Origin of the sequence: Streptomyces sp. XH2, from assembly GCF_049725035.1 — a bacterium.
GTDB classification, from domain to species: Bacteria; Actinomycetota; Actinomycetes; order Streptomycetales; family Streptomycetaceae; genus Streptomyces; species Streptomyces roseoverticillatus.
Genome location: NZ_JBMMMZ010000001.1, coordinates 396,414 through 417,780 on the forward strand (window position 1 = coordinate 396,414; position 21,367 = coordinate 417,780).

A 21,367-nucleotide genomic window follows, 5' to 3' on the forward strand; every position below is an offset into this window, starting at 1 on the left:
AGAGGTTGCAGCATGAAGGTCGTCCTGTTCTGCGGCGGTTACGGAATGCGGATGCGGAGCGGTGCAGCGGACGACGTGCCCAAGCCGATGGCGATGGTCGGCCCGCGGCCGCTGATCTGGCACGTCATGCGTTACTACGCGCACTACGGGCACACGGAGTTCATCCTGTGCCTCGGCTACGGGGCCCACCACATCAAGGACTTCTTCCTCAACTACGAAGAGACGACGTCCAACGACTTCGTGCTGCGGGGCGGGAAGACCGAGCTGCTGTCCACCGACATATCCGACTGGACGATCACGTTCGCGCAGACCGGCATGGAGTCGCCGATCGGGGAGCGGCTGCGCCGGGTGCGCCACCACCTGGACGGCGACGAGATGTTCCTCGCCAACTACGCCGACGTGCTCACCGACGCCCCGCTGCCGGAGATGATCGACCGGTTCGCCCGGCGCGACGCCGGTGCGTCGATGATGGTGGTGCCGCCGCAGTCCTCGTTCCACTGCGTGGAACTGGGCGAGGACGGCCTGGTGGGGGGCATCACCGCGGTGAGCGAACTGCCGCTGTGGGAGAACGGCGGCTACTTCGTGCTCCGCCAGGAGGTCTTCGACCACATCCCGGAGAACGGCGACCTGGTCGCCGACGGGTGCGCCCAGCTGGCCAAGCGCGGCCGGCTGGTGGCCCACCGGCACCGCGGCTTCTGGAAGCCGACCGACACCGTGAAGGAGCGGGCCGCGCTCGACGCCTCCTACGCCCGGGGCGACCGGCCGTGGGCCGTGTGGGAGCGGGACGTCGTCGGAGCGCGGGCGTGATCCGGCTCGGGGCCGCAGGCCTGGGCAGGATCGTCGCGGTGGGCGCGCACTGCGACGACATCGCCATCGGCGCCGGCGGCACGCTGCTGACGATGTGCCACGCACGGCCGGGCCTCCGCGTCGACGCGCTGGTGCTCTCCGGCGGCGGCAGCGAGCGGGAGCAGGAGGAACGGGCCGCGCTCGCCGCCTTCTGCCCGGGCGCCGACCTGCGGCTGACCGTGCTCAAGCTGCCGGACGGCCGGCTGCCTGTGCACTGGGAGGAGGCCAAGGCCGCGGTCGAGGAGCTGCGCGCGCGGACCGAGCCGGATCTGGTCCTCGCGCCGCGCACCGAGGACGCGCACCAGGACCACCGAGGCCTGGCGAAGCTGATGCCCACCGCGTTCCGCGACCACCTGGTGCTCGGCTACGAGATCGTCAAGTGGGACGGCGATCTCGGCCGTCCGGCGGCGTACCAGCCGCTGTCGCCGGAGACCGCCGAACGGAAGGTGCGGCTGCTGCAGGAGCACTACCCCTCGCAGCGGCACCGGCCCTGGTACGACCGGGAGGCCTTCCTCGGGCTGGCGCGGATCCGCGGCATCGAATGCCACGCGCGCTACGCCGAGGCGTTCGCCGCCACCAAACTCACGCTCGATCTCGGCACTTTCGATCAGGGGGAATGAACCTTGCGTGTACTACTGACCGGACACCAGGGTTACCTGGGCACCGTGATGGCCCCGGTCCTCGCGGCCGCCGGGCACGAGGTCGTCGGCCTTGACGCCGGCCTGTTCGCGGACTGCCTCCTCGGCCCGGTGCCCGCGGACCCGTCCGGGCACCGGGTGGACCTGCGCGACGTCACGGCCGAGCACGTGGCCGGGGTGGACGCCGTGATCCACCTGGCCGCGCTGTCCAACGACCCGCTGGGATCGCTGGCACCGGAGCTCACCTACGACATCAACCACCACGCCTCCGTGCGGCTGGCGCGCCTTGCCCGCGACGCCGGGGTGCGGCGCTTCCTGTACGCGTCGACCTGCTCCGTCTACGGCGCCGCCGGCGGCGACGAGCTGGTGACCGAGGACGCCCCGCTGCGCCCGGTGACGCCCTACGCGGAGTCCAAGGTCCGGGTGGAGGACGACCTGCACGCCCTGGCCGACGGCGACTTCACCCCGGTGTTCATGCGCAACGCCACCGCCTTCGGCCACTCCCCCCGGCTGCGCGCCGACATCGTGCTGAACAACCTGGTGGGCCACGCGCTCCTGTCCGGCGAGGTGCTGGTGCTCTCCGACGGCACCCCCTGGCGCCCGCTGGTGCACGCCGCCGACATCGCACGGGCCTTCACGGCCGCGCTGAGCGCGCCGCGGGAAGCGGTGCACGACCGGGCGTTCAACATCGGCAGCGAGACCAACAACGTCACGGTCGCCGAGATCGCCGAGCAGGTCGCCGAGGCGGTGTCCGGCGCGAAGGTGGTGATCACCGGGGAGACCGGTGCCGATCCGCGCTCGTACCGGGTGGACTTCTCCCGGTTCGGCGCCGCGATACCCGGCTTCGCCTGCGAGTGGACGGTCAAGCAGGGCGCGCACGAACTCGCCGACGCCTACCGGAAACACGGGCTGACCCGGGAGGACTTCGAGCGACGCTTCACCCGGCTGGCCGTGCTGCGCGCGGCGTCCGAGGCCGGCACCGTCGACGACACCCTGCGGTGGCGCCGGTGACCGCGGCCGGCGAACGGCCGGCGGCCTCGGCCGGCGAGCGGATGCACGCGCTGGTGGAGCGGCTGTACCCGCTGTGCCGGAGCATCACCGGCGACGGAGTGCGCGCCACCCTGAAGATCGTCGGCGAGTACGTCCCGCTGCAGGTGCACGAGGTGCCGACCGGGACGCAGGTGCTCGACTGGACGGTGCCGCAGGAGTGGAACATCCGGGACGCCTACATCGCCGACACCGCCGGCAACCGGGTCGTCGACTTCGCCGCGTCCAGCCTGCACGTGCTCGGCTACAGCGTGCCCGTGTCGGCCACCATGCCGCTCGCCGAGCTGCGCGAACACCTGCACACCCTGCCGGAGCACCCGGCCTGGGTGCCGTACCGCACCAGCTACTACAAGCCGGAATGGGGGTTCTGCCTGTCCCAGGAGACCTTGGACGCGCTGCCGGACGGCGAGTACGAGGTGCGCATCGACTCCACGCTCGCGGACGGCCACCTCACCTACGCCGAGCACGTCGTCCCCGGTCAGGTCCTCGACGAGGTGATCGTCTCCTGCCACGTCTGCCACCCGTCGCTGGCCAACGACAATCTGGCCGGCATCGCGGTGGCGACGTTCCTGGCCCGGGCGCTGGCGGAGACGACGCCGTACCACACCTACCGGTTCGTCTTCGCGCCCGGCACCATCGGGGCGATCACCTGGCTGGCCCGCAACGCGGAGCGGATCGATCGGGTCAAGCACGGGCTCGTGCTGGCCTGCGCCGGCGACTCGGGCCGGCTGACGTACAAGCAGAGCAGGCGCGGCGACGCGGAGATCGACCGGGTGATGCGGCACGTGCTTCTCGCCTCCGCCCGCCCGCACCGCGTCGCCGAGTTCACTCCGTACGGCTACGACGAGCGGCAGTTCTGCTCGCCCGGGTTCGATCTCGGCGTGGGCTCGCTCAGCCGGACCCCGTACGCCGGCTATCCCGAGTACCACACCTCGGCGGACAACCCCGGCTTCGTCTCCCCGGAGGCGATGGCCGACACGCTCGCCGTCTGCCGCGAGGCGTTCGCCGTTCTGGACCGCAACCGGCGGTACGTCAACCTCAGCCCCTACGGCGAACCACAGCTGGGCCGGCGCGGGTTGTACGACGCGCTCGGCGGCCGCAGCGACACGAAGCAGGCCCAGATGGCCATGCTCTGGGTGCTCAGCCTCTCCGACGGCGAGCACAGTCTGCTGGACGTCGCCGAGCGGTCGGGGCTGCCGTTCGACACCGTCGCCGCCGCGGCCGACGCCCTGCACGGCGCCGGGCTGATCAAGGCATGACGCCGATGACCACCGAGGAGGAGCAGACGAAGCCGACGGCGGTGACCGCCAGGCGGGCCGTCGTCGGCCGGTTGTCCTGGGGACTGGCCGATCAGGCGGCCTCCAGCATGACCAACTTCGCGGTGGGGATCTACGTGGCGCGCTCGCTGGGAGTGACCGCGTTCGGCGTGTTCAGCCTGGCCTGGCTGACCTACGGCGTGGTGCTCAACGTCGCCCGCGGCCTGGCCACCGACCCGCTCGTGGTCCGCTTCAGCGGCGTGCCGGACGCGTCCTGGCGCGCGGCGACGGCCCGTTCGTCGGGTGCCGCCCTCGGCGTCGGCACCGCCCTCGGCGCAGTGTGCCTGCTGGTCGGGCTGGGCCTCGGCGGCCGCGTGGGACCCGCGTTCACCTGCCTCGGCGTCGTCCTGCCGGCGCTGCTGCTGCAGGACGCCTGGCGGTTCGCGTTCTTCGCCGCCGGCGCCGGGCGAAAGGCGTTCGCCAACGACCTGGTGTGGGGCGTCGCGCTCGTCCCGGCCATGGTCGTGGCGGCCCGCGTGGGCAGCGTGGCCGCTTTCGTGCTCGCCTGGGGCGCGGCCGCCGCGGTGGCCGCGGGGTACGGCTGCCTCCAGTCCGGCATCCGGCCCCGGCCGGCCCGAGCGCGCGGGTGGCTTCGCGAGCAGCGCGACCTCGGCTACCGGTACCTGGTCGAGAACGTCAGCCTCAGCGGCGCGAGCCAGCTGCGGGCGTACGGGCTCGGCGCGATCGCCGGCGTCGGCGCGGTGGGTGCCGTCCGGGGCGCGGAGCTCCTGCTCGGCCCGTTCCTCGCCCTGCTGATGGGGCTGTCGCTGGTCACCGTCGCGGAGGCGGCACGGGTGCTGCGACAGGCCCCGCACCGGCTGGGCAGGTTCTGCCTCGTGCTCGGCGGCGGGCAGGCCGCCGCCGCACTGCTCTGGGGCGCGGCGCTGCTGCTGATGCCGGACCGGGCCGGTGAGCTCGTACTCGGCGGCGTCTGGCACTCCGCCTCGGAGCTCATCGTGCCGGCCACGCTCGGCGTCGCGGGCGCCGGCCTCGGCAGCGGCGCGGCGGCCGGGCTGCGCGCGCTCGCCGCGGCCCGGCGCAGCCTGCGCTGCCAGCTGTTCGCCTCCGCCTGCTATCTCGGCGGCGGGCTGGGCGGGGCGGCCGTGGCCGGCACGGCCGGCTCGGCCTGGGGCGTCGCCGCCGCGACCCTCTGCGGCTCGGCCGTGTGGTGGCTGCACCTGCGGTCCGCCCTGCGCGAGCGCCACCAGAACTCCATCCCCGAAGTGAGGACCGTATGACCGCCCACCCCAGGCTGAGCATCGGCCTGCCCGTGTACAACGGCGAGGAGTACCTCGCCGAGTCGTTCGACGCCCTGCTCGGCCAGACCTATGAAGACTTCGAGCTGGTCGTCTCCGACAACGCCTCGACCGACGGAACCCAGGACATCTGCCGCAAGTACGCCGCGCAGGACGCGCGCATCCGGTACATCCGGCTGCCCCGCAACATCGGCGCCGCGCCCAACCACAACTATGTCTTCACCGAGTGCCACGGCGAACTGTTCAAGTGGGCCTCGCACGACGACCTTTACGCCCGGGACCTGTTGCGGCGCTGCGTGGAGGCCCTCGACGAACGGCCGGACGTGATCCTCGCGCACGCCGACCAGGCGGTCATCGACGGCGACGGCCGGGTGAAGGTCCCGTACGCGTACACGCTCGCCACCGACTCGCCGCTCGCGCCGGAGCGCTTCCGCAGCATGCTGTTCGAGCCCGGCGGCGACGACTTCTACGGGGTGATGCGGGCCGACGTGCTGCGCCGGGTGAAGCCGCACGACAGCTACCACCACGCGGACCGCACGTTCGTCGCCGAGATCGCCCTGCACGGGCCCTTTCACCAGGTGCCGGAGCTGCTGTACTTCCGCCGCGACCACCCCACGCGCGCCGAGCGCGCGAACCCGGGCAAGCGCTCCCGGTGCGTCAACCTGGACCCGCGCCGGGCGGGCCCGCTGCACCCGACGCCCCGGCTGCTCGCCGAGTACGTCTGGGGCTTCGTCGCGGCGATCCGGCGGGCGCCGCTGTCCGCGGCCGACCGGCGCGCCTGCTACCGCCACCTGGCCCACTGGATGACCAGCCGGGCCCGGCCGGGCGCCGGCGAGCGGGTCGAGGACCGCGCCCCGGTCGACCCGGCCGAGCTCACCGTCTCCGTCGACGCCCTCGTCGCGGGGCGTGAGGGGCGCGGGGCATGAAAGCCGCTTCACGTGTGGGGGTGTTCGGCCTCCTCGGCTCCGGCAACCTCGGCAACGACGGGTCGCTCGAAGCCGTGCTCGGCTACCTCCGCGCCGAGCACCCGGGAGCGGCCGTGGACGCACTGTGCGGCGGACCCGAGGTCGTCGCGGCCCGGTACGGAATCCCCGCGACGCGGCTGCACCGGTACCGCGGGGAGTACCGGACCGCGTCGCGTGCGGGCGCGATCGCGGCGAAGGGTCTGGGGAAACTCGTCGATGCCGTCCGCACCGCCGCCTGGGTCCGCCGGCACGACGTGGTGATCGTGCCGGGCATGGGCGTCCTGGAGGCCACGCTGCCGCTGCGGCCGTGGGGCTTCCCGTACGCGCTGTTCCTGCTCTGCGCGAGCGGTCGCCTGCTGCGCACCCCGGTCGCGCTGGTCGGCGTCGGCGCCGCCCCGATCGGCAACCGGCCGACCCGGGCCCTGGTGCGCTGGTCGGCACGCCTTGCCGCGTACCGGTCGTACCGGGACGCCCTGTCCCGCGACGCGATGCGGGAAATGGGCGTGGACACCACGCGCGACGAGGTCTACCCGGACCTCGCGTTCGCACTGCCGGTGCCGCCCCCTGATCCCTCGGGCCTGGTCTGCGTCGGCGTCATGGACTTCCACGGCGGCAACGACGACCGCGCCCGCGCCGGGGAGATCCACCACCGCTACCTCGACGGGATGACCCGGTTCGTCCGCGCGCTGGTCGAGGACGGCAGGCCGGTCCGGTTGCTCACCGGCGACGAGTGCGATGCGCCGGTGGTCGCCGCGATCCTCGATGCGGTGGACTCCCCGCTGGTCACCGCGGCCGAAGCGACCTCACTGGCCGACCTGATGAAGGAGACGGCGGCCGCCGGCACCGTGGTGGCGACCCGCTACCACAATCTGGTCTGCGCACTGAAGACCGGTACGCCGACGCTCGCACTCAGCTATGCGGCGAAGAGCGACGCGCTCATGGTGCGGATGGGGCTGGGCGCGTACTGCCACCCGGCGCGCGAGGTCGACGCCGACCGGCTGCTTGAGCAATTCAGGGCGCTGGAGGAGCGGTCGGCGGAGCTGCGGCGGACCCTCACCGAGCGGAACCAGGACACCGCCCGGCGCTTGGAAGACCAGTTCACCGCCTTGACCGCGGCCCTGTTCCCGGCGGCGGACCACACCCTGCGGGAGACCCCATGAAAGCGACCGAAGTCCCGGCGATCACCGGCGCCTACCTGTTCGAGCCCACCCCGCACGCCGACGAACGCGGCTTCTTCTGCCGCACCTTCGACGCCGACGTGGTCCGCTCGGTGGGCATCGACCCGGGCGCCTTCGTCCAGGACAGCGTGTCCCGCTCGGCCCGGGGTGTGCTGCGCGGCCTGCACCTGCGCTCCGGAGCCGGTGAGGCCAAGCTGGTGCGGTGCTCGCACGGGAAGATCTTCGACGTCGTCGTCGACCTGCGACCGGACTCACCGACGTACCGCAACGTGGCCTCCTTCGAGCTGACCGGCGAGACACAGACGACCCTCTACGTCCCGGCGGGGTGCGCCCACGGCTTCCAGGCGCTGTCCGAGACCGCCGACACCTCGTACCGGATCGACCGCCCGCACGATCCGGCCGAGGACGTGACGATCGCCTTCGACGACCCGGAGCTCGCCATCCCCTGGCCGCTGCCGGTCACCTCGATGTCCCGACGGGACCGGGAGTCACCGAGCCTCGCCGAGGCCCTACCGCATCTCCCGGGGGACAACCCCCGGACCCCCAGCAGGACAAGCAGGTCAGCCGAGGACCCCGGTGCGGACAACGCAAAGCGAGCCATTGCCGGGAACACAGAGAAGTGAGGTCGGCCGTGACCACCGAAGAGTTCCAGCTGCCACGGTCGCGGGAGGCGAACGAGCGGCTGCACGCCATGATCCCCGGTGGCGCCCACACCTACGCCAAGGGCGACGACCAGTACCCCGAGAACCTGGCCCCGGTCATCAGCCACGGCCACGGTGCCCACGTGTGGGACATCGACGGCAACCGCTACGTCGAGTACGGTTCCGGCCTCCGGTCGGTCAGCCTCGGCCACGCCCACCCACGCGTGCTCGACGCGGTGCGGCGGGAACTCGACCGCGGCAGCAACTTCGTCCGGCCGTCCGTCGTGGAGGTCGACGCCGCGGAACGCTTCCTGGCCACGGTGCCGACCGCCGAGATGGTGAAGTTCGCGAAGAACGGCTCCGACGTCACCACCGCAGCGGTACGACTCGCCCGCGCCGTCACCGGGCGCGCGCGGGTGGCCATCTGCGGCGACCATCCGTTCTTCTCCGTCGACGACTGGTTCATCGGCACGACGCCGATGTCCGCCGGCATTCCGGCGGCGACCACCGAGCTCACCGTGACGTTCCCCTACGGGGACCTGGCCGCCACGGAGGAGCTGCTCACCCGCCACCAGGACGAGGTCGCCTGCCTGATCCTCGAACCGGCCGGCCACGTCGAGCCTTCCCCAAGCTCTCAACTTCGTTCGAGCAGGGGAGACCCCACTCCCGGCTACCTCGCCGGCCTGCGCGAGCTGGCGGACCGGCACGGCTGCGTACTGATCTTCGATGAGATGATCACCGGCTTCCGCTGGTCCGAGGCGGGGGCCCAGGGCCTGTACGGCGTCGTCCCCGACCTCTCCACGTTCGGCAAGGCGCTGGGCAACGGGTTCGCCGTCTCCGCGCTGGCCGGGCGCCGCGACCTGATGGAGCGGGGCGGGCTGCGGCACTCCGGCGACCGGGTGTTCCTGCTGTCCACCACGCACGGCGCGGAAACGCACTCGCTGGCCGCCGCGATGGCCGTGCAGACCACCTACGCCGAGGAGGGCATCACCGCGCGGCTGCACGCCCTCGGCGAGCGGTTGGCCGCCGGTGTCCGCGAGGCCGCGGCCGCCATGGGTGTCGGCGACCACGTGGTCGTCCGGGGCCGGGCCAGCAACCTGGTCTTCGCCACCCTCGACGAGAACCGGCAGCCGTCGCAGCAGTACCGCACGCTGTTCCTGCGCCGGCTCCTCGCGGGCGGAGTGCTGGCCCCGTCGTTCGTGGTGAGCAGCGCGCTCGACGACGCCGACATCGACCACACCGTCGACGTGGTGGCGCAGGCATGTGCGGTGTACCGGAAGGCGCTGGACGCCGGTGACCCCACGCCCTGGCTGGCCGGGCGGCCGGTGAAGCCTGTGTTCCGCCGCTTGGCGTGACGTGACGTCAGTGACGCTCTCGTCGATCGACGAGTTGGTCGGCCGTCCGGTCGACCAGCCACGCCGTCGCCGGTGTCACCGCCAGCGCGGTGCACCAGCCACCGAGGACGTCGGTCGGGTAGTGCGCGCCCAGGGCGACCTGCGCCCAGCCCATGGCGGCGCCGGCAACCAGCGTCGTGGCGAGCACGAGTAACGCGCCGGCCGTCCTGCCGAGGCCGAGCCGGCCGGTCGCGAACAGCGCCACGACGAGGGCGAGCGCGGTGAAGAAGGCGGTGTGCCCGCTCGGGTAGGACAGGTTGCCGGCGCCGTGGATGGTGCGGCCCACCAAGTGCTTGAGCAGCGTCGCCACCCCCACGCTGATGCCGACCCCGGCAACGACGAACACCGCCGCGCGAGGACGCCGAAGCAGCAGGCAGCCGCCGGCGGCGGCCACGACCAATATCGCCGATCCGGCGGGCTCCCCCAAGAAGTCCGCCGCCAGGGCGACGCGCCGCCACGGCGGCCCCACACTGTCCGCCGTCGGCTGGATGACCCACCTGTCCACCGTGCCGGGCTCGCTGTGGCCGACGTACAGGACCCCGAGCACGACGACCACCAACGCGGCGAGGGCCGCGATCAGCCCGAGCCACGCGCGCAGGAGTGAGGGCACTACCGCAGGCGCCTGCCGGCCGGTCATCCGCCCACCGCGTCCGGCCGGACTGCGGTGGTGACCTTCTTGTCTGCCGTGCGCAGCGTCGGGCGTTGCGGGATCGGCGTCAGGCCCGGGCTGCCGGGCGCACTGGTCCTCCAGGCTGTGTGGTCCCCGTGTTGCACGACGCCGAGGTCACGCATCTGCTCGCTGGGCCGCACCGTGGTCACGTGACGTCTCCTCGGATCGTGTCGGATTCGGGCCTTACGGGGAAGCGCAGCTCCAGGTGCGCACCGGCCGGGGGGCGTCGCGCTGGAAGGCCGGACACCTGACCGTTCGGCGAGCACGGCCTCGCTCACGATGGAAGGAGTCAACTCAGTTTTGCCCGGTCGGAGCTGTGTGAGCCCAAGTCCTTCAAGACACCCACAAGTCCCCTCCCCTGCCGCCTGTCGTTCATCGGCATCATGTCGCGCGAACGGGTGCCCGAGCGGGCACTTTCGAGGATTTGAGCGAGCGAATGGACGTGCCGCCCGGCGGCACGTCCCAGACGTGCCCGAGCGCCGGCGGCCTGTGGGCCCGGCTGATGGAGGCGCTGGTGGCTGAGCGCCGCCCCGACCGGCCGGTACCGCCGGTGGCCGGTACCGTCGCGATCGGGGCGGTTGTGCATCTGCCGGCCACTGCCACCGAGGAGGGCCAGGACCTGTCCTCGACGAGCGCCCTGGCCGACGCCGTCCTACTGTGTGTCGCCGGCCTGACGGCCCGGCCTCACTTCAGGTGCCGGGCGAAGAACCGAGCCTCCGCGTCGAGCTCGAACTGCGGGACGCCGGTGTGCCCGCCCATATTGGCGTGCAGGGTCTTCTCCTTGGAGCCGAAGGCGTCGAACAGGTCCAGGGCCGCCTGCCGGTCGTTCCCTTCGTCGTCCCACTGCAGCAGGACTTGCAGCGGAATGGTGACCTGGCGGGCCTCCTCGAACATGGCGGCGGGTACGAGGCTCCCGGCGAAGAGGCCGGCGGCCACGATGCGCGGCTCGACCACCGCAAGACGCACGCCGATGGAGATCACTCCCCCCTCGTACCCGACCGGGCCGCCGATCCCGGGCAGCGACAGGAGGGCGTCCAGGGTCGCCTGCCATTCCGGGACCGACTTTTCGACGAGCGGGAGGACGAGGGCGTCGATGATCTCGTCGCCGACCGGCTCGCCGGCCTCCATCGCCCGGCGCAGGTCGGCGCGGGCCTGCTCGGCCGCGGCCCACCGGGGCCGGTCACCGCTCCCGGGGAGCTCGATGGTGGCCGCGGCGAAGCCGTACTTCGCCGCGTAGTACCGGGCCCGCCCCGCCAGCCGGGGGTACACCTTGCGCAGCCCGAGGGGCGGAGGGCTGATCAGGATCAGCGGCGCAGGTGCGGATGCGGATGCAGATGCGGGCGTCCACAGGATGCCGGGGATCTCACCGAGGGTGAATTCGCGCTCGAGGACACCGTCGTCGAGACGCTGCTCAGAAATGACGTGCATGGTCGTGCCTTTCGGGAGTGCTCTTGAACGGCGCTCCCGGACGACCTATCGCCCGACCGTGACCCCGGAGGGGAGCACCCATGTCGATACTGCGTTCACGGGTACCACCTCCTCGTTCTCTTGCACGGCTTCCGAAAAGCTAACACGTGATCGCCTCGGTCCGCCAACAGGTTTTCGCGGAGGCTCTGTGCAGCGTTGGCGACGCGTCGCGAGAGCAGCCGACGGCCGCTCTCGTCGATCGCGACGCAGTGGTGATGGGTCTTACCTGTGGTCAAGGCTCTGCCGCTTGTGGCTTCCAACGATCGGCCGCCCGACGCCCCACGACGACTCGGCTGCCGATGAGGAAGGGACCATGGCCGCGATCCGGGCCGGCATCGACGTCCTCGGCGACTTCGAACGCGAACACCGTCTCGATCCGGCCCCCGGACTCAACCGCCAGGCCCGGCAGCCCGTTGACGGTGCGCTCGAAGATCGTGCGTCGGCCAGGAACCCGAGCATCCGGTAGGCGAGATTGAGCAGTTGTCGCCGCTCGCTCATGAGCCTGCTCAGTCCCGGGTCCCGCTGCTCGTCCGCCTGCCGCTGTGCCTGTCCCGGCGGGGTGGTCATGCGCTCTCCAGTTCCCTCGCTCACGTTCCCGAACGGCTTTACCGCCGAGCTGCTCGACGACACCGCGGCGGCCCGCGCCCGCATCAAGGATCTGATACCGGAGGGCGCGGGCGTGTTCACCAAGGCCAGCGAGACACTTCGGCTGTCCGGTAGCTCTGTGTCGGTCGCGAGACCTCGCGGTGGCCTGTGTTGCGGCGCCCTGGTCAGCTTTCCGCCGGTAAGGGGCGGGCCCCCTCCCTGGTGCAGCAGGGAGGGGGCCCGGGAATGAGGGGGTTACTTCTTGGGGCCCGTGCCGCAGAGGAGAATCGCTTCGCCGAGGCCCTTGACCGTGCCGGTCATCATGCCGATGGCGAGGCCCGGTACGGCGCCGACGCCGCCTGCCATGGCGCCGGTCGCCGTTCCCACGACCGTGCCGAGGTAGATGCTGCTGCCCAGGTGCTTGAGCATGCACTTGTTCCACTCGTCTTCGGTCTTGGGCTTCTCGAAGAGGCCCGTCGGAGACATCTTGGCCGTGTTCAGCTTGCCGGCGGTCTTCGCCAGGGCGGCGGCCGGAACGCCGTCACGCACCGCGATGGTGGGCGGCGTCACGAAGCCGGTGACCGTGTCCCCGGGGACGCCTTCGATCGTCTGGGTCAGCTTCTTGCCGTCGAGGGCGAGGCTGACCTTGTGGGTGGCGCCGTTCGGCTCCTGAACGATGCCGGGCCGGACGGTGGCGATGTTCTTGCCGGCGCCGTCGGTCAGCTTGACCGTGTTGTTCTCGGCGGTCGCGGTGACGCCGTCGGGGACGTCGAGGTCAGCGCTCTCGGTCTTGGCCAGGACCTGCGGCTTGACGTCCGCTTTGGTGTTGCTGGTGTCACTGCCCGGCGTGCCGGCGCTGGTGCGGGCGATGTACATCGTGGAGCCGGCCGCCGAGTTGACGACCGGGACCGTGACGGTCGCATCCGTGGTCCACGGCTGGTTGTCGGTGTCGAAGGTCCACGTGCCGGTGACCTTCTTGCCGACGGCCGCGAAGTCGACCCAGGCGTAGTTCTTCGACGGGACGTCCACGGCGATGCCGTTGATCGTCGTCTCGTCCGAGGTGTAGGTCTGCGTCGAGGACAACTGGCTGGAGATCATGGCCTGGACGGGGACGGAGACGCCGACGGAGGTGGAGACACCGGCCGAGAACGACTGGGCCCAGCCGGAGTGGTAGATCGTCGTGAAAATCTGCTTCATCGTGCTGTCGGTGCCGTTGTACCAGACGGACGAGGCGATCTGGCGGGGCAGGGCCTCGGGCTGTCCCTCGGACTTCTGGGTCCACGAACAGGTGGAGGTCTTCTTCGAGCACAGGTCTGCGTAGTAGTCGAGGGCGAGGCTCTTGGCTTCGGCGGCCTTCGACGCGGGGATCGTCCATTCCTGGCTCGCGCTGCCGTTGCAGGCGTTGGGCTGGGCGAGGATGCCCCACAGGTGGAGTCCGCCCCGGTTGTCCATGCAGTACTCGGTGCCGCTGGTGTCGTTGCGGCGGACGATCCCGAACGTGTTGGGCTTGCCGTCCACGGGGCGGAAGTGCCACTGCTCGCCGTCCTTGCCGCAGGACTGCTGTACGGCGGGCTGGGTGGCGTAGATGCACTTCCCGGAGGAGGTACTGGCTATGTTGAACGTGCCCGGCTCGCTGAGCTTGATCAGGCGCCAGTTCGTGTAGTTGGTGCCGTCGGGAGTGACGGAGATCTGGTTTCCGTCATTGTTGCCGGTGGCGTTGAGGGTGCCGTCGGAGTTGGTGAAGGTGTACGCGTCGGTCGCGGCGGCCGCTGGAGTCGCGGCGACGGCGAGACCCTGGGTGACGACAGCGAGGGCCAGGGCGGGAGCCGTCAGGAGTTTCACGGCACGTCTGAAGTGGGTTTTCATGGCAACCTTCGGTCGAAATTTCCTGTGGATCGTCCGTTACGAGCCGTGAGCGTAAGGGGAGGCTGCGGCGGAATGGTCTATTCCAATGCCGATGTAATCCTGTTCACTTTCGACTGGAATGTGTCAGATGTGGGTTGCGAGTGGGATCACTCTGCCCTGTGTGCTCATTCGTGAGCTGGCAACCCCTCCGGCTGTCGAACCGTTCGCCCTGCCGGACGGCCGAGCACCTTCGGCGCTCAGTCACGCACACACCAGCTGCGCCGCAAACCCGGAACGATCCGGAGTGACGATGCGGCCGGTGTCGTGATCGAACAGCCGGGCAGGCATCGGCGGGCATTGGGTTCGCCCCGGTCCGGCACCGCGTGCCCCGCCCCGGAGCAGCGGTGAGGCCCCGGTGGAGACCAGCGGTGGGGCCTGGTCGGGACCAGCGGGTGTGCACCACCGGTTAGAAGGGTTCTGAAGGGGAACCCGTCGACCGTGCCTCTGCCACCGGACCGGGGGGAGCTGACGGCCGGACTCGTGCGGTGCCTCGCGCAGGAGCCTGGCCGGATCCCTGTGCCGCCCGTCTGCCTGGCCGACCGGGCGGCCGCGTACGGCGACGACCTCCAGCTGGCGCTCCACCTGTGCTACGAGCTTCACTACCGGGGCCTGCCCGGCGTCCGTGACGCCTGGGAGTGGGACCCTGATCTGCTGCGCCTGCGCCGGGCGCTCGAGGACCGGTTCCTGGCGGCCCTGCGGGCCGACGTGCCGTCCGGGGAAGACGTGGGGACGGCGCTGGACGGCCTGGTGCACGAGCCGCCCGACGCGCGGACGCTCACCCACTTCCTCCGGGACGAGGGCCGGCCGTGGCACCTGCGGGAGTACGCGGTGCACCGCTCGCTGTACCAGCTCAAGGAGGCCGATCCGCACGCGTGGATGATCCCCCGCCTGACCGGTCGGGCCAAGGCGGCTCTCGTGGCCGTCGAGTACGAGGAGTTCGGCGCCGGGCGGGCCGACCGCGTGCACGCGGAGCTCTACGCCGCGCTGATGCGCGACCTCGGCCTCGTCGACACCTATGGCCACTACCTGGACGCGGTGCCGGCCGTGACCCTGGCCACGGTCAACCTGATGTCGCTGTTCGGCCTGCACCGTGCCCGGCGCGGTGCCCTGGCGGGGCACTTCGCCGTGCTGGAATGCACGTCGCCACCGGCCTCCCGGCGGCTCGTCGAGGCCATGGAGCGGCTCGGCGAAGGCCCGGCCGCCGTCGCCTTCTACGCGGAGCACATCGAGGCGGACGCCGTCCACGAACAGCTCGTCCGCCACGACCTGGTAGGCGGCCTGCTCGACCGCGAACCCCACGTGGCCGCCGACACCGTTTTCGGGATCGCTGCAACGCTGTGGCTGGAGGACCGGTTCGCCGCGCACACACTGCGTGCCTGGAGGGCGGGCCGCAGCTCACTGCGCGTCCCCCCGGCCTGAGTCCTGCTCGCTCGGAGCGTCCACCGGTGCGGGAGCGCGGTGGCTCGTGTCGCACCACGGGAAGGAACGGCTGCGCCGGCACATGCACAACGCCACCACAGGCCGGTCCGATCTCATCAGCGTGCCGTCCTCCCCCTCGACCTCCACCGGCCCCTCGACCAGCAGGGGCTCACCGGGCCTCCACCGCACACGGCGCGCTTCCTTCAGCTGCGGACGCACGGGCGGCTCCTCGGGAAGCCTCTCACCGCTGGGCACGGATCACCACCAACTCCTCCTTGCCCCGCCCCGGACCGAGCAGCCCCGGCACACCCGCGCACAGCCGCTCGACGCCCTGCCGGCCGTCCTCGTGCAGGGCGCTTTCTTCTCCCTCACAGCCCCGCCTGACACGGCCCCGGATCCGTGGCCGGGCCCGGCAGTCACGGCCCGGCCGTGCGGGACGGCGGATTCGGCGCACACTGGTAGTGAACGGCCGCTGAGGATTTTCCCGACGAAAACGGAGGCCGCCATGATCGTCCTCGGAGTCATTCTCCTCATCATCGGATTCCTGACCGGCATATCCATTCTGTGGACCATAGGGATCATCCTGCTCGTCATCGGCGCGATCCTGTGGGTGCTGGGCGCGGCGGGACATGCTGTGGGAGGGCGACGGCACTACTGGTAACCGCCGGCAACCGCACCGGCCACAGCAACCGCAGTACGGCCAGGTTCCGCCCGCTGGAACCCGTGCTCTGCCGGGCCTCCGCATCAGGCACCTTCGGCGGGCCTGACGACCACTTTCACGTTCTCCATCGCCGGGTCTGCCGCGTCGGGAACGACCATGCCGGCCTCCACCCCCGTGCGCAGGTAGCGCAGCACTTCCGTGCCGAGCCGCTCGCCCGGTACGGCTGCGGGGATGCCGGGCGGGTAGGGGGTCAGCATTTCCGCTGCGACGCGGCCGGCGGCTTTGTCCCAGGGCACCAGTTCGGTGCGGCCGAAGAACGCGTCGCGTGGCAGCATCACCTGCTCCAGGCGCAGCTCCGCGGGGTCGGGCACCTCCACCCGTACGTCGGTGCGCAGGGCGCGGGCGTGCCGGGAGAGGTCTCGGAGGGCGGTGAGCAGCCGGCCGGTGGTCAGTGTGTCGTCGGCGTGGGTGAGCTGGGCACTGATGCGGCGGTGGTCGCACACATGCAGGTTGATCCGGTGGTGTTCGCGGAGCCAGTCCCCGGCACGGTAACCGGTCGTGCCCAGGGCGGAGATGTCGATGATGATCTGCAGGGGGTCGAGGTCGGCGGCGCGGCCGGGTGCACAGAAGTCCGCGCGGTCGTGCACGTGCATGCCGTCGATGTCCTCGATCTGCTCGCGCAGCCGTCCGGCGAGGGCGAGGGCGTCGCTGTAGAGGGCCCGGCCGTGCTCGGCCATCTGCCGGCGCCAGCCGTCGAGTGCTGCGTAGACGAGGACGGAGGGGCTGGTGGTGCCGAGGAGGTCTGCGCACGCCTTGAGGGCGGCGGGGCCGATGCGGTCGCCCTGAAGGTGGAAGACAGAGCCCTGTTCCAGCCCGGAGCCCATCTTGTGCACCGAGGTGACGCAGACATCCGCTCCGGCGTCCATGGCCCAGGTGGGCAGGTCCGGGTGGAACGGCAGATGGGCGCCCCACGCCTCGTCGACGACGAGCGGTTTGCCACGGCGATGGCAAAGGGCCGCGATGTCGGCGAGCGCGGCACAAGTGCCGTACGGGGTGGGGCTGGTGACGAGAGCCCCCCTGGCATCGGGGCGCCCGTCGAAAGCTTTCTCGAACGCCCGTACGGACGGCGGGTGGGCCAGGTGCAGGTCAGGATCCCATTGGGGATCCACCCAGACGGGCCTGATGCCGGCGAGCACGAGGCCGGAGACCACCGACTTGTGGGCGTCGCGCCCGATGATCAGTTCTTCGTGCGGCCCGGCGACGGCGAGCATGGCCGCCTTGACGGAGAGGGAGCTGCCGCAGGTGGAGAAGAAGGTGTGCTCGGCACCCACGGCATCGGCCATCAGCGCCTGCGCCCGTTCGAGAACGCGGCGCGAGGACGTCCGGTCGTCCAGCCCGCTGGTGGCCAGGACGTCGCTCAAGAACACCGCGTCGCCCAGCACCTCCCGCACCCGCGGGTCGGCGCCGCGGCCCTGCTTGTGGCCCGGAGGCGTGAACGGCGTCTGCCCGGTGGCGTGGTAGGCGGCGAGGGCGTCCAGCACAGGGGCACATGAATGGTCCGGGGAAGCGTGGTCCATGGAACTCCGGTTCCCCGCGAACACCCGCGGGGAAACAGGGCGCCCGCCGGTCCCGGCTCGTCGCGCAGCTCGCGGGAAGCTGCCATAGCTTCGAAGGGCAGGGGCATACGGAAGGCGCGGAGCCGGCCGGAGGACGACACACCTGGGAGGACGCCGTGCAACGGTCGCAGCGGAACGGCAGCTGGTGGACGCGGGTGCGGCGGAGCTACGAGCAGGGCACCGACGAAGCCGGGGAAGGACGTCCCTTGCTGGGCTACACGGTGCTGCTCGGCGGGTACGCGGCACTGACCGCCTCGGCCGTGGGAATCGCAGCGGTCAGGTGCCGGAACGCGCCCGCACGGCCTTCCGCGGCCGACCTCGCCCTGCTCTCGGTCGCCACGTTCCGCGTCAGCCGGATGCTCGCCAAGGACTCCGTGCTCTCCCCCCTGCGGGCGCCCTTCGTCACCTACCAGGAGCCCGCCGGCCCCGGCGAGGTCACCGAAGCCCCGCGGCCGGGACCGGTGCGCCACGCCGTCGGCGAGCTGCTGACCTGCCCCTTCTGCCTGACCCAGTGGGTGGCCACGGCCGGTGTCGCCGGTCTGCTGCTGTGGCCCGTGACGACGCGATGGGTGGCCGGCGGCATGACCGTCATCTCCGCCGCCGACCTCCTCCAGATCGGATACGACGCACTCAAGTGACACACGCCTGCCCAGGGGGCCGGGGCACGCTCAAGGCCGACGAATAGTTGCCCAGGACATTTACCTAGCCCAGAGGTCGCGGCCGCCGGCCCTGGATTTCGTCTGCCCGGGCGGCCAACCGTCACGTGTCGCTGCGCATCCGCTCCACGCGCCCCCGGGCAGGCCCCCGTTGCGCTGCTGACGCCGCGCTTTCACCTCCGTACGATGCATGGATGAGGCTGCGCCCGCGCTCCCGACCGAGGGCCTACGACCGCGCCCTGGAGACCACGCAGAGCTCCGCTCGCCCGAACGGCACCGCCTACCCCTCCGGCTGGTACGTGGCCCGGTTCTCCCGGCACCTCAAACGGGGACAGGTAGTCCCGGTCACCTTCATGTCCCGCCACTACGCCCTCTTCCGCACCCGCAGCGGGCGCGTCGGCATGGTCGAGAGCCAGTGCTGCCACCTGGGCGCCGATCTGAGCCGGTGCGGCCGCGTCGCCGGCGAGCACCTGCTGTGCGGCTTCCACGCCTGGGCCTTCGACTCCTCCGGCCGCTGCACGGACATCCCCGGCCAGGACCGGATCCCGGCACGAGCCGGACAGCGAAGCCTGCCGGTCACGGAACAAGCGGGCAACATCTGGTTCTGGCACGGCGACGGCCCACCACACCCCCTCGACACGGCAGCCTTCGCGGACGACCGCCGCCGCTACGTCACCCTCCCCGGCCAAGTGTCCGTCTTCCACGTGAACCTGCTCTCGGTCGCCGAGCACGTGGCCGACCTCGCCCACTGGCCCTACAGCCACCAGGCACACGAGCCCATGGAGTACGTCCCCGTACGCGACGAAGGCCCGCACTTCGAGTTCCGCATCCAGCCGGCCGCCGCCCGCACATCCCGCAGAATGCAGCGCTTCTTCCGCCCCTACGCACTGGTCACCATGGCCGGGCCCACAGCCACCGTCTTCCGGGCCCAGACCGGCCCGCACATCGACCGCGACCACCCCGCCTTCGCCGCGATCCTCGGCGCGAGCCCCGTCAGGGACGGCGTCACCTTCAGCACCTGGCGCGTCGCCGTCCGCAAGCTCGGCCCGGACCTCCCACTCTGGCCGCTCAACCGACTGCTCGCCGTCCTGGTCTGGCTCGTCGTACGACGCAACGCCCGCGCCGACCAAGAGATCCTGCGCTGGATGCAGCCCCTCGAGAAACCACTGTGGGTCAAGTCTGACGGCCCCTCCGTCCGGGAATTCCAGCGCTTCTACCACCGTCAGACAGCCAACCCCCACCCACCCGGGGACAGCTGAACCACCTTGCGCGAGCCGGACGCCTCCTCGCCCAGCGGCGGATCGAGGCCATGAGTTGATCTCGAAGTCCTGACGGGGCAGGCGAACGTGGGTATCAGTTGGCCGCCGGCCCCGCCGGCCGCGTCCGTGGTACCGGGCCCCTCGCATCTATACCGGGAAGCCGGGAAGAACGCCGTCCCGGTCTCCGGGCCGGAACGCGAACGCCGCCCCGCCGGGGCTGCCTATGACGCACCGTGGGCGAGTCCGAGGTGCGTCGAGGCCGCAGCAGAGCAGGCAGCGGCCGGGGGTTGGGCAATACCCCCGCCGATCGGGCCCGGCACCCCTCACATCGTGTCGATCCGTGGAAAGACGGACTCCTCCAGCACGATCCCGAGGCCGGCCGCGACCGGGATGGCGATGAGCGCACCGATCACTCCCAGCAGCGCGCCACCGATCACGACGGCGACGACCGTGACGATGGGGTGCACATTGACGGCGTACGTCATGGCCCTCGGCATGATCAGGTAGTCCTCGGCCAGCCGGAAGCCGGTGTAGAAGCCCGCCGTGCCCAGGGCGACCGGGAAGGACACCGCGAGGGCGACCAGGCTGACCACCACACCGCCGATGGTCGAGCCGACCACCGGCACCATGTCCATCAGGGCGACGAACATGCCGAGCACGGCCGCGTACGGCACGTCCAGCGCCACACACCACAGGAACGTGGCCAGGCCCGCGATCGCCGACGTAATCACATTGCCCAGCATGTACCGTCCGACCCGCAGCAGGATCCTCTCGCTGAGACCGACCACACCGGCCCGCCGGCTGAGCGGGACGAAGCGGTAGGCGAAGCGCTTCAGCTGCTCCATGCCCACCATGAGGTAGACGGTCACCACGACCACCAGGGCCGTGCCGGTCACGGCGCTGATGACGATGTGACCGGCCCCGAGCAGCCCCCCGATCACCGCCTGGCCGGCACCCGCTCCGAGCTGCGCGCGGGCCCTGGAGACCAGGTGGTAGCGGTCTTCCAGGCGGCCGAGGGTGGAGTGGTGGTCGTGGAGCTGCTTGAGCCACTTCGGCACGGCCTCGGCGAAGCCGGAGATCTCGTTGGAGATCACGGGAACGACGAGCGCCAGGAAACCGGCCAGTACGGCGAGCAGGCCGATGACCACGAGGATCACCGCGGGGCCCCGGCCGAGCCGGCGTCGCGCCAGCCATGCCACCACCGGCTCCAGACTGATCGCCACGAACAGTGCGAGCAGCAGGAGGGTGAGGATCCCGCTGATCCGCAGCACGGTCTCCAGCATCGTGTAGGCCAGGGTCAGGCCCAGGCCGACGCTGAACGCGGTGGCGAACCACGACGACGTCGGCCGCACCCGGAGGCCGTGCCCGCCATGCGGCTGCCGCGGGTCGTCCGCGGCATCGCCGGACGCCGCACCACCGCGTTCGAAGCCCTTCCCGGCCAGCGCTTCCGCCCTTCTCCTGCTCCACAGTCGAATGATCATCGACCGCCCAATAGCATGGCAGATCTGCATAGATCGGTGTTTAAACGGCACGCACAAGGCGGTGCGGCTCCGTGTCGACAGGGATACTCCTGGAGATCATCATCCCGATCGCCGTAGTGGCCGGTCCGGTCGCGGCGGGCGCCGTGCTGATCGCCCGGCGCCGTCGCCTCCGCGAGCGCTTCGGCCCGGAGTACGACCGGACGCGGGCCACTTGGTCGTCTCGCCGGTGCACGGCTGATGCACGAGCGCGGCTGCCCGACCGAGGGATTTGAGCAGCGGCTCAAGGACCTTTCGGTCGGACACGGCCGCACTTTCGAGCACTACCGCGCCGCTCACGACATCGAAACGCTCAGCGTCCGGAGCAAGG

General features: G+C 71.3%; 21 protein-coding genes. 14 read left to right on the forward strand and 7 right to left on the reverse strand.

Features of this window, described 5'->3' with window-relative positions; translation table 11 throughout:
- Positions 1-12: 12 nt before the first annotated feature.
- From ACOTKD_RS01785 to ACOTKD_RS01825, 9 genes are read left to right on the forward strand one after another with little or no spacing between them, the layout of a single operon-like run.
- On the forward strand, positions 13-807 hold the full coding sequence (locus tag ACOTKD_RS01785) for a glucose-1-phosphate cytidylyltransferase (protein ID WP_424887019.1): 795 nt from the start codon (positions 13-15) through the stop codon (positions 805-807).
- Positions 804-1,466, forward strand: coding sequence for a PIG-L deacetylase family protein (locus tag ACOTKD_RS01790; RefSeq protein WP_424887020.1), 663 nt, complete (start codon positions 804-806; stop codon positions 1,464-1,466). Before ACOTKD_RS01785 ends, ACOTKD_RS01790 begins: the two co-directional genes overlap by 4 nt.
- 3 nt (positions 1,467-1,469) lie before the next feature.
- Positions 1,470-2,495 carry an NAD-dependent epimerase/dehydratase family protein gene (locus ACOTKD_RS01795; RefSeq protein ID WP_424887021.1) on the forward strand — a complete coding sequence of 342 codons (1,026 nt, stop codon included), beginning with the start codon at positions 1,470-1,472 and terminating at the stop codon, positions 2,493-2,495.
- 41 nt (positions 2,496-2,536) lie between these two features.
- Positions 2,537-3,790 (forward strand): DUF4910 domain-containing protein, encoded by a 1,254-nt coding sequence (locus tag ACOTKD_RS01800; protein WP_424887360.1) that lies wholly within the window; start codon positions 2,537-2,539, stop codon positions 3,788-3,790.
- Positions 3,791-3,795: 5 nt separating this feature from the next.
- Positions 3,796-5,085 carry a hypothetical protein gene (locus tag ACOTKD_RS01805; protein WP_424887361.1) on the forward strand — a complete coding sequence of 430 codons (1,290 nt, stop codon included), beginning with the start codon at positions 3,796-3,798 and terminating at the stop codon, positions 5,083-5,085.
- On the forward strand, positions 5,082-6,029 hold the full coding sequence (locus ACOTKD_RS01810; protein ID WP_424887022.1) for a glycosyltransferase family 2 protein: 948 nt from the start codon (positions 5,082-5,084) through the stop codon (positions 6,027-6,029). Before ACOTKD_RS01805 ends, ACOTKD_RS01810 begins: the two co-directional genes overlap by 4 nt.
- On the forward strand, positions 6,026-7,228 hold the full coding sequence (locus ACOTKD_RS01815) for a polysaccharide pyruvyl transferase family protein (RefSeq protein WP_424887023.1): 1,203 nt from the start codon (positions 6,026-6,028) through the stop codon (positions 7,226-7,228). Before ACOTKD_RS01810 ends, ACOTKD_RS01815 begins: the two co-directional genes overlap by 4 nt.
- Positions 7,225-7,869, forward strand: coding sequence for a dTDP-4-dehydrorhamnose 3,5-epimerase (gene rfbC, locus ACOTKD_RS01820; RefSeq protein ID WP_424887024.1), 645 nt, complete (start codon positions 7,225-7,227; stop codon positions 7,867-7,869). Before ACOTKD_RS01815 ends, rfbC begins: the two co-directional genes overlap by 4 nt.
- 8 nt (positions 7,870-7,877) lie before the next feature.
- Positions 7,878-9,242: a glutamate-1-semialdehyde 2,1-aminomutase gene (locus tag ACOTKD_RS01825; RefSeq protein ID WP_424887025.1), complete on the forward strand. Its 1,365-nt coding sequence runs from the start codon at positions 7,878-7,880 to the stop codon at positions 9,240-9,242.
- Positions 9,243-9,249: 7 nt separating this feature from the next.
- Here ACOTKD_RS01825 and ACOTKD_RS01830 read toward each other — a convergent pair whose 3' ends face one another.
- From ACOTKD_RS01830 to ACOTKD_RS01840, 3 genes are all read right to left on the reverse strand, one after another.
- A complete protein-coding gene (locus ACOTKD_RS01830; RefSeq protein WP_424887026.1) occupies positions 9,250-9,918 on the reverse strand; it encodes a phosphatase PAP2 family protein in 669 nt (222 codons plus the stop codon).
- Positions 9,915-10,100 carry a hypothetical protein gene (locus ACOTKD_RS01835; RefSeq protein WP_424887027.1) on the reverse strand — a complete coding sequence of 62 codons (186 nt, stop codon included), beginning with the start codon at positions 10,098-10,100 and terminating at the stop codon, positions 9,915-9,917. Before ACOTKD_RS01835 ends, ACOTKD_RS01830 begins: the two co-directional genes overlap by 4 nt.
- 535 nt (positions 10,101-10,635) lie before the next feature.
- The gene (locus ACOTKD_RS01840) at positions 10,636-11,379 is read right to left on the reverse strand and encodes an alpha/beta hydrolase (RefSeq protein ID WP_424887028.1); all 744 of its coding nucleotides are present in this window, start codon (positions 11,377-11,379) and stop codon (positions 10,636-10,638) included.
- Between the two features lie 352 nt (positions 11,380-11,731).
- Here ACOTKD_RS01840 and ACOTKD_RS01845 point away from each other — a divergent pair, with 352 nt between their 5' ends.
- Positions 11,732-11,884 (forward strand): hypothetical protein, encoded by a 153-nt coding sequence (locus ACOTKD_RS01845; RefSeq protein ID WP_424887029.1) that lies wholly within the window; start codon positions 11,732-11,734, stop codon positions 11,882-11,884.
- Positions 11,885-12,258: 374 nt separating this feature from the next.
- Here the strand turns inward: ACOTKD_RS01845 and ACOTKD_RS01850 are convergent, their stop codons facing one another.
- Positions 12,259-13,845 carry an RICIN domain-containing protein gene (locus tag ACOTKD_RS01850; RefSeq protein WP_424887030.1) on the reverse strand — a complete coding sequence of 529 codons (1,587 nt, stop codon included), beginning with the start codon at positions 13,843-13,845 and terminating at the stop codon, positions 12,259-12,261.
- Positions 13,846-14,346: 501 nt separating this feature from the next.
- On the opposite strand from ACOTKD_RS01850, the gene ACOTKD_RS01855 reads away from it, so the two are divergent.
- Complete coding sequence (locus ACOTKD_RS01855; protein ID WP_424887031.1) at positions 14,347-15,327, forward strand: iron-containing redox enzyme family protein; 981 nt, start codon at positions 14,347-14,349, stop codon at positions 15,325-15,327.
- Here the strand turns inward: ACOTKD_RS01855 and ACOTKD_RS01860 are convergent.
- Positions 15,304-15,444 carry a CDGSH iron-sulfur domain-containing protein gene (locus tag ACOTKD_RS01860; protein WP_424887362.1) on the reverse strand — a complete coding sequence of 47 codons (141 nt, stop codon included), beginning with the start codon at positions 15,442-15,444 and terminating at the stop codon, positions 15,304-15,306. The two genes, ACOTKD_RS01855 and ACOTKD_RS01860, sit on opposite strands and share 24 nt — an antisense overlap.
- A gap of 388 nt (positions 15,445-15,832) precedes the next feature.
- Between ACOTKD_RS01860 and ACOTKD_RS01865 the strand changes: the two genes are divergently transcribed.
- Complete coding sequence (locus ACOTKD_RS01865) at positions 15,833-15,988, forward strand: DUF6131 family protein (protein WP_424887032.1); 156 nt, start codon at positions 15,833-15,835, stop codon at positions 15,986-15,988.
- Positions 15,989-16,071: 83 nt separating this feature from the next.
- Here the strand turns inward: ACOTKD_RS01865 and ACOTKD_RS01870 are convergent, their stop codons facing one another.
- Positions 16,072-17,565 (reverse strand): aminotransferase class I/II-fold pyridoxal phosphate-dependent enzyme, encoded by a 1,494-nt coding sequence (locus ACOTKD_RS01870; RefSeq protein WP_424887033.1) that lies wholly within the window; start codon positions 17,563-17,565, stop codon positions 16,072-16,074.
- A gap of 155 nt (positions 17,566-17,720) precedes the next feature.
- Here ACOTKD_RS01870 and ACOTKD_RS01875 point away from each other — a divergent pair, with 155 nt between their 5' ends.
- Positions 17,721-18,242, forward strand: a complete 522-nt coding sequence (locus ACOTKD_RS01875) for a DUF1360 domain-containing protein (protein ID WP_424887034.1) — start codon at positions 17,721-17,723, stop codon at positions 18,240-18,242.
- A gap of 212 nt (positions 18,243-18,454) precedes the next feature.
- Positions 18,455-19,519 carry a Rieske 2Fe-2S domain-containing protein gene (locus ACOTKD_RS01880; protein ID WP_424887035.1) on the forward strand — a complete coding sequence of 355 codons (1,065 nt, stop codon included), beginning with the start codon at positions 18,455-18,457 and terminating at the stop codon, positions 19,517-19,519.
- 323 nt (positions 19,520-19,842) lie between these two features.
- Here the strand turns inward: ACOTKD_RS01880 and ACOTKD_RS01885 are convergent, their stop codons facing one another.
- On the reverse strand, positions 19,843-21,000 hold the full coding sequence (locus ACOTKD_RS01885; protein ID WP_424887036.1) for an AI-2E family transporter: 1,158 nt from the start codon (positions 20,998-21,000) through the stop codon (positions 19,843-19,845).
- Positions 21,001-21,367: the final 367 nt, after the last annotated feature.